This window comes from Streptomyces sp. NPDC056480, from assembly GCF_042795405.1.
In the GTDB taxonomy this organism is placed as follows: Bacteria; Actinomycetota; Actinomycetes; order Streptomycetales; family Streptomycetaceae; genus Streptomyces.
This window is the reverse complement of sequence record NZ_JBHTSA010000210.1, coordinates 1-6,825: the sequence shown is the minus strand read 5'-3', so window position 1 is coordinate 6,825 and position 6,825 is coordinate 1. Positions and strand designations below refer to the sequence as shown.

The 6,825-nt window shown below is 70.4% G+C and carries 5 protein-coding genes; 3 read left to right on the top strand and 2 right to left on the bottom strand.

The genetic code is table 11. The features are described 5' to 3' along the window. Nucleotides 1-104: 104 nt before the first annotated feature. Nucleotides 105-1,958 carry an SIP domain-containing protein gene (locus tag ACFQ79_RS39740; protein ID WP_383593062.1) on the top strand — a complete coding sequence of 618 codons (1,854 nt, stop codon included), beginning with the start codon at nt 105-107 and terminating at the stop codon, nt 1,956-1,958. A gap of 90 nt (nt 1,959-2,048) precedes the next feature. Here the strand turns inward: ACFQ79_RS39740 and ACFQ79_RS39735 are convergent, their stop codons facing one another. After that, nucleotides 2,049-2,792 (bottom strand): winged helix DNA-binding protein, encoded by a 744-nt coding sequence (locus ACFQ79_RS39735; protein ID WP_383593059.1) that lies wholly within the window; start codon nt 2,790-2,792, stop codon nt 2,049-2,051. A gap of 148 nt (nt 2,793-2,940) precedes the next feature. Beyond that, on the bottom strand, nt 2,941-3,888 hold the full coding sequence (locus tag ACFQ79_RS39730; RefSeq protein ID WP_383593056.1) for a methionyl-tRNA formyltransferase: 948 nt from the start codon (nt 3,886-3,888) through the stop codon (nt 2,941-2,943). Nucleotides 3,889-4,129: 241 nt separating this feature from the next. On the opposite strand from ACFQ79_RS39730, the gene ACFQ79_RS39725 reads away from it, so the two are divergent. Together ACFQ79_RS39725 and ACFQ79_RS39720 are read left to right on the top strand one after the other, a co-directional pair. Then, complete coding sequence (locus ACFQ79_RS39725; protein ID WP_383593054.1) at nt 4,130-5,521, top strand: lysine N(6)-hydroxylase/L-ornithine N(5)-oxygenase family protein; 1,392 nt, start codon at nt 4,130-4,132, stop codon at nt 5,519-5,521. Between the two features lie 104 nt (nt 5,522-5,625). Then, a complete protein-coding gene (locus tag ACFQ79_RS39720) occupies nt 5,626-6,687 on the top strand; it encodes an iron-siderophore ABC transporter substrate-binding protein (protein ID WP_383593051.1) in 1,062 nt (353 codons plus the stop codon). Nucleotides 6,688-6,825 lie beyond the last annotated feature (138 nt).

The window sequence follows — 6,825 nt, the reverse complement described above, 5'->3', positions numbered from 1 at the left end:
CCAACCCCCCCCCCCGGGCGCGGGGGGGCCGGGCCCCCCCCCCCCCCCCCGGCCCCCCCGGCCGCGATTCCCGGACCACCGCAGTGCCAGAAGGAGCCCTCTCCATGTCCACCCGCAGCCCCCGCTCGGTCGTCACCTTCCCCATCGTGCTGAGGGAACTGACCGTCCTGCGCGCCGAGAACATCACCCCGGGGATGCGGCGCCTCACCCTCGGCGGAGCCCAGCTCGACGCCTTCGAGAAGGACGGACTCGAACTGCCCGCCCTGCGCACCGAGGGCTTCGACGACCACGTGAAGTTCTTCTTCGCCGACGAGGCCGGCCGTCTGATCCTCCCCGGCCAGAACGTCAGCAGCCTCGACTGGCCCGCCGACGGCCGGCCCGTCGCCAAGGACTACACCCCGGTCCGGCACGACCCCGAGGCCGGGGAGATCGACTTCGACTTCGTCCGCCACGAGGGCGGCGTCGCCTCCACCTGGGCCGAGCGGGCGGAGCCGGGCGACAGCGCCTGGATCGCCGGACCGAAGATGTCGCACAGCCACCCCGAGGGGGCCGACTGGCTGCTCGTGATCGGTGACGAGACCGCGCTGCCCGCCATCGGCCGCTGGCTGGCCGAGATGCCCGAGGGCACCAAGGCCCGCGTCTTCATCGAGATCGGGGACGACAGCCACCGCCAGGAGCTGCCCACCCGGGCCGAAGCCGAGATCGTCTGGCTGTCGCGCAAGGGCGCGCCCGCCGGCACCACGGACCTCCTGGAACAGGCGGTCCGTACGGCCGAGTGGCTGCCGGGCACCGTCTTCGCCTGGGTCGCGGGCGAGACCCTCACGCTCAAGGGCATCCGCCGGCATCTCGTGGCGGAGCGTCAGGTGCCGCGCGAGCACACCCACATCACCGGGTACTGGCGGCGCACGGAGCCGGCGCCGGCCGACCCGTCCGACGGGGCCGCGGTGGTCGCCGCCGAGGCGGAGGAGGACGGGGACGCGCACGAGCGGCTGCACGAGCTGACGGACCTGGCCCCCGGATACGCGATCCGGACGGCCGTCACGCTGGGCCTCTTCGACCTGGTCGACGCCGGGGTGCGGGACGCGGCCGAGCTGGCCCGCCGGGCCGGGGCCGACGCTCCGACCCTGAAGGCGCTGCTCGGCTACCTGGTCTCGATCGACCTCCTCGCGGTGGGGGAGGAGGGCTACCTCCTCACCCCGGTGAGCGAGGAGCTGGTCGAGGACGACCACTCGGCCGACGAGTACCACCTGGAGGGCGCCCAGGCGGCGTTCGACGCCTCGCTCTCCGGGCTCCTGCACACCGTGCGCACCGGCGAGGCGGGGTACCGCACCCTCGCCGGGCAGACCCTGACCGCCGCCATGGAGGACGAGCCGAGGCTCGCGGCCACCGCCCGCGCCGCCGTCGAGGAGGAGGCCATGTGGATCGCCCCCGGCGTGCTCCGGGCCAATGACTGGTCGGCCGTCACCGAGGTGACGGCGACCGGCCACGGCGCGGCGACCGTCGTCAACGCCCTGGTCAAGGAGTTCCCCGAGCTGCGCGCCCGGATCGCGGCCATGCCGTCGGCGCTGCGCGTGCTGCGTGACCGGATCCTCGACAGCGACGTACTGCCGCGGGTCGAGCTGGTCGCCCGGTCCGCGGGAGCCCCCGGGGGTACGGACACCCTGCTGATGTCCCGTCAACTGGAGTGGCTCGCCGACGAGGACGCCGTCCACACCCTCGCCGAGGCGGCGGCCGCGCTGGCGCCGGAGGGCACGCTGATCCTGGTGGAGATGGTCGCCGCGGACGACGCCGACGACGTCGACGCCGTCCTGCACCACCTGCGTCTCAAGTGCGCCTTCGGCTCCGGGGTGCGGGGGGCCGACGAGGTGAACGCGCTCGTGGAGCGGGCGGGCCTGGTCGTGAGGGACCGCAGGGACATCGGCTGGGACCACCGTCTCTGGATCCTCGACCGGGCCTGATCGTCGGGTGCGTGAGCGCCCGGAGCGACTGTGCCCCCTCGCCCGGACGGGCGAGGGGGCACAGGTCCGTCGTGGTGGATCCGATGGTGGTCAGTTCCCGGTGCGCGGAGCCGGCGGACCGTATCCGCGCCCGCGCGCCACACCGGCCGGGGGCCGTTCGAGGTGGCCGTGCACGCGGCGCAGCAGGGAGCCGAGCTGCTCGCGTTCCGCCGCGTCGAGCGGGGCCAGGATCTCGTCGTCGGCGGAGGCGATCTCCGCGCTGAGGCCGGCGAGGTACGTCCGGCCCTCCGCGGTGAGTTCGACGACGACCCGGCGCCGGTCCGTCCGGTCGCGGACGCAGTCCACCTGCCCGATGCGGGCGAGGTCGTTGACGATCTTCACCAGGTCGCTGGCGTTCATGTCGAGCCGCGACGCGAGGGCCGTCTTCATCTGCGGGCCGAGGTCCGCGAGCAGGGTCATCACGGTGAGGTGCCACAGCCGCAGCCCGCGGGCCTCGAGCCGTTCCGTGAGCCTCCGGCGCGCGACCTTCCCGAGCGCGTACATGAGGTACGCGTTGAGGTTCAGGACACTGGGGGGAGTCATGCTCATGGAGGGCGGGGGGACGGCGTCGGGGGTGTCGCCGCGGCCGGTTCCGCCGGCGGCCGCCTCGGCGACGGCCCGCAGCAGGGCCTGTTCGCCACCGGTGCGGCCCGTGGCCGCGTCGAGCGTCAGGTCGGCGCCGGCGAGGGAGCTGAAGACCTTCGCCCAGTCGGTCGGCATGTTCGATATGCCGACGACGGCGAACGCCGCCCCCGAGGCGTCGCACGCCACACCGTTGACGATCGGCTGTTCCATCGCTGTGCCTCACTGTCCGAGCGGTCGGTCACCAACCGCCGGGCCTCACCGATAGGTTGGGTTAACCTACCCAGATCTGACACGGGGGCCGCCCTGCGGCTCGGGCGGGACCGGCGACCCCCGTCGACGTGCTCGGAGCCCATGCGCGTCAGGGACGGGCGACGAGGTAGCCGCCCATGGACGTGAAGTACTCGGTCGCGGGGAGCTCGCGGCCGTCCTCCGTCCGCACGCGGGTGATGGCCAGGCCGTGGTTGCGGCCCGTGCGGGCGTCGGCGCCGGCGACGATCACGACGCCCTCGCCCTCGCGGTAGAAGATGCGGCCGGGAGTGCCGCCGTACCGTCCCTCGGAGACGACGGCGGAGAGGACTTCGAGCCGCTTGCCCCGGTGGAAGGTGAAGGCGCTCGGGTAGGGCGCGGACTGGGCGCGGACGAGCCGCTCCAGGGCGTCGGCCGGCCAGTTCCAGTCGATGCGGATGTCCTCCTCGGCCCGCTTGTGGAAGAAGCTGGCCTGGGAGCGGTCCTGCCGGGTGAACTCGGCCTGTCCGGAGGCGATCTGGTCGAGCGCGCCGATCGTGACGGGGGCGATGAGGTCGACCGTCTTGTGGAAGAGGTCGGTCGTGGTGTCCTTCGGCCCGACGGGCACCGCGTGCTGCTGGACGATGTCGCCGGCGTCGAGCACCTCGTCCATCATGTGGGCCGTGACGCCGACTTCGGACTCGCCGTTGATGAGGGCCCAGATGAGCGGCGAGAAACCGGCGTACTTGGGCAGCAGCGAGTCGTGGATGTTCAGCGTGCCGTGGCGGGGCAGGTTGTAGATGTGCGGCGGGATCCACGTACGCCAGTTGTTGGCGACGATGATGTCCGGGTCCGCCTCCTTGAGCCGCGCGAACAGCTCGTCGTCGTCAGGCCTGTTGCGGATCACGACCGGGACGCCGTGCTCCTCCGCCAGGTCGGCGACCGAGTCGCTCCAGATCTTCTCGTAGGCGTGCTCGCTCTTGGGGTGCGTCACGACGAGCACCACGTCGTGTTCGGAGTCCAGGAGCGCTTGGAGGGTGCGGTGGCCCCAGGTCTGATAGCCGAACATGACGACCCGCATATGGGGTTCCTCCTCAGAAGAGCGATTGACCGTCAGCAAGTAAAGCAAGGCTTACCTAACAGTGCAACTGGCTTGATTTGTGCGGTCGTTCATGGGGTGACCTTCACCCCTTGTCCGTTTCGTCCCGTCGACAGTCACGCTTAATCAGGTTAGCTTTACCTAAGTTATGCAGGGCAGCCGGTGACGCCGGTGTGCTCGATGCCCCCGTTCCCCAGCTTCTTTCCCGCACGATGGGAGTGACATGTCGCAGGGTTCTCCTGGTGACGCACCTCTGGTCCACGACCTCATAGGCATCGGCTTCGGGCCGTCCAATGTGGCCATGGCGATAGCGCTCAGCGAGCACAACGCACGCGTCGGAAGAGAGGAAGCGGTCACCGCCCACTTCTTCGAGCGCCAGCCGCAGTTCGGCTGGCACCGCGGCATGCTGATCGACGACGCGACCATGCAGGTGTCCTTCCTCAAGGACCTGGTGACGCTGCGGAACCCGACCAGCGAGTACAGCTTCCTCTGCTACCTGCAGAGCAAGGGCCGGCTGATCGACTTCGTCAACCACAAGAACCTCTTCCCCCTGCGCGTCGAGTTCCACGACTACTTCGAGTGGGCCGCGTCCAAGGTCGACGACATGGTCTCCTACGGCCACGAGATCGTCTCGGTGGAACCGGTCGAGCGGGACGGCGTCGTCGAGTACCTCGACGTGACCGCCCGTGCCGGGGACGAGCTCGTCGTCCACCGCGCCCGAAACCTCGTCCTCGGCACGGGACTTCGCCCGAAGATGCCGGAGGGCGTCGAGCGCAGCGACCGCGTCTGGCACAACTCCGACCTGCTCCGCAAGGTCGAGAGCCTGGAGGGCACGAACCCCGAGCGGATCGTCGTCGTCGGTGCCGGACAGAGCGCCGCCGAGAACGTGGCCTATCTGCACCGCCGTTTCCCCGAGGCGGAGATCTGCGCCGTCTTCTCGCGCTACGGCTACAGCCCCGCCGACGACAGCGCCTTCGCCAACCGGATCTTCGATCCCGAGGCCGTCGACGAGTACTTCACGGCTCCCGACGACATCAAGCGCAAGCTGATGGACTATCACGGGAACACCAACTACTCCGTGGTGGACATCGACCTCATCGACGACCTGTACCGGCAGGCGTACCAGGAGAAGGTCCTCGGCACCGAGCGGCTGCGCTTCATCAACATCTCCCGGCTCACCGGAGTCGAGGACGGCCCGGACAAGGTCCGCGCCTTCGTCACCTCCCTCGTCACCGGCGAGGAGTCCGTGCTCGAAGCCGACGTCGTCGTCTACGCCACGGGATACACGCCCGCCGAGCCCCTCGGCCTCCTCGGCCCGGTCGGCGACCGCTGCCACCGCGACGACCAGGGCCGGGTCCGCGTCGAGCGGGACTACCGTCTGGCCACCGACCCCGAACTGCGCTGCGGGATCTACCTCCAGGGCGGCACCGAGCACACCCACGGCATCACCTCGTCGCTGCTCTCCAACACCGCGATCAGGGTCGGCGAGATCCTCGACTCGGTCCTCGACCGGGCCCCCGCTCCGGCCGGCCCCGCAGCCCCCGCCTCCGTCCCCGCCCCTCCCTCCGCCGACGAGGTCAGGTCCGTGGTCGACGGCGTGGGCACGGCGCGCTAGCGTCACCCCGCTCCACCCCCCACGCGCCAATCGCCACTCCCGTCGCGCGGTTTCCCGTGCCCCGGCGGGCGTGGCAGCACTGTGAATCCCCGAAAGGAACGTCCGTGTCCGCTGGTGCACGTCCCGCTCTGGCGCGGTTCGCCAGATCCGCTCCCCGCGTCGCCGTCCTCGCCGTGGCGGCTCTCGCCCTCTCCGCCTGTGGCGGCGGGGCCGAGAAGTCCGACTCGCCGTCCCCCTCCACCCCGTCGGCCGCCGCCGACGGGGGAGCCAAGCCCGCCGCGTTCCCCGTCACGGTCGAGCACAAGTACGGCTCCACGACCATCGACAAGGAGCCGAAGACGATCGTCACCCTCGGCCTCTCCGACCAGGACGCCGTCCTCGCGCTCGGCGTCACGCCGGCCGGTTCGGTCGACTGGTTCAAGGAGAAGCCGTACGGCAAGTGGCCCTGGACCAAGGAGAAGTGGGGCACGAAGACCCCGCAGATCGTCGGTGAGCGCGACGAGTACAACATCGAGAAGATCGCGGCCCTCAAGCCCGACCTCGTCATCGCCCAGTACTCGGGGATGAAGAAGGAGCAGTACGACACGCTCTCCAAGTTCACCAAGGTCGTCGCCCAGCCCAAGGACCACCCGGACTACGGCGCCCCGTGGCAGACGATGACCCAGCAGATCGGCAAGTCGCTGGGCAAGGACGCCGAGGCCGCCAAGCTGATCTCGGACATCGACGCCCGCTTCAAGGCCGCCCGCGAGAAGCACCCCGAGTGGGCCACCAAGACGCTCGCCGTCGCCGACAGCTTCGAGGCCGGCAAGTACTCGGCGTTCACGAAGACCGACCCCAAGTCGATCTTCTTCCAGGAGCTGGGCTTCAAGCTCAAGCCGGAGATCGACACGCTGTCCAAGCCGGGCTTCAACGTCGCCGAGCTCAGCGCCGAGAAGCTCAACGTCCTCGACGTCGACCGGCTCGTCTGGGTCACCTCCAGCACCGAGGCCAACGACCGGATCAAGGCCGAGCCGCTCTACAAGAAGCTGAAGGTCAACCAGGAGAAGCGCGACCTGTTCGTGCCCTACCAGGACCCGGACATCGGCGCCGCGTTCTCCTTCAACACCGTTCTGTCGATCCCGTACGCCATCGACCAGATCGAGCCGCTCCTCGCGGCTGTCAAGTGACGCACACCAGCTGACGCTCCACCGGCTGACGTGCCACCGGCCGGCAGCCGACCCGACCGACGGCGTGGGGGGCCAATCGCCACCCCCGCGGCGCGGGTGGCGTCACCCTCGTCCCCCCCCCACCACGGCAGGGTCGTA

Coding starts and splice junctions, on each gene's coding strand:
- ACFQ79_RS39740 (WP_383593062.1), top strand. CDS start 105: ATGTCCACCCGCAGCCCCCGCTCGGTCGTCACCTTCCCCATCGTGCTG.
- ACFQ79_RS39735 (WP_383593059.1), bottom strand. CDS start 2,792: ATGGAACAGCCGATCGTCAACGGTGTGGCGTGCGACGCCTCGGGGGCG.
- ACFQ79_RS39730 (WP_383593056.1), bottom strand. CDS start 3,888: ATGCGGGTCGTCATGTTCGGCTATCAGACCTGGGGCCACCGCACCCTC.
- ACFQ79_RS39725 (WP_383593054.1), top strand. CDS start 4,130: ATGTCGCAGGGTTCTCCTGGTGACGCACCTCTGGTCCACGACCTCATA.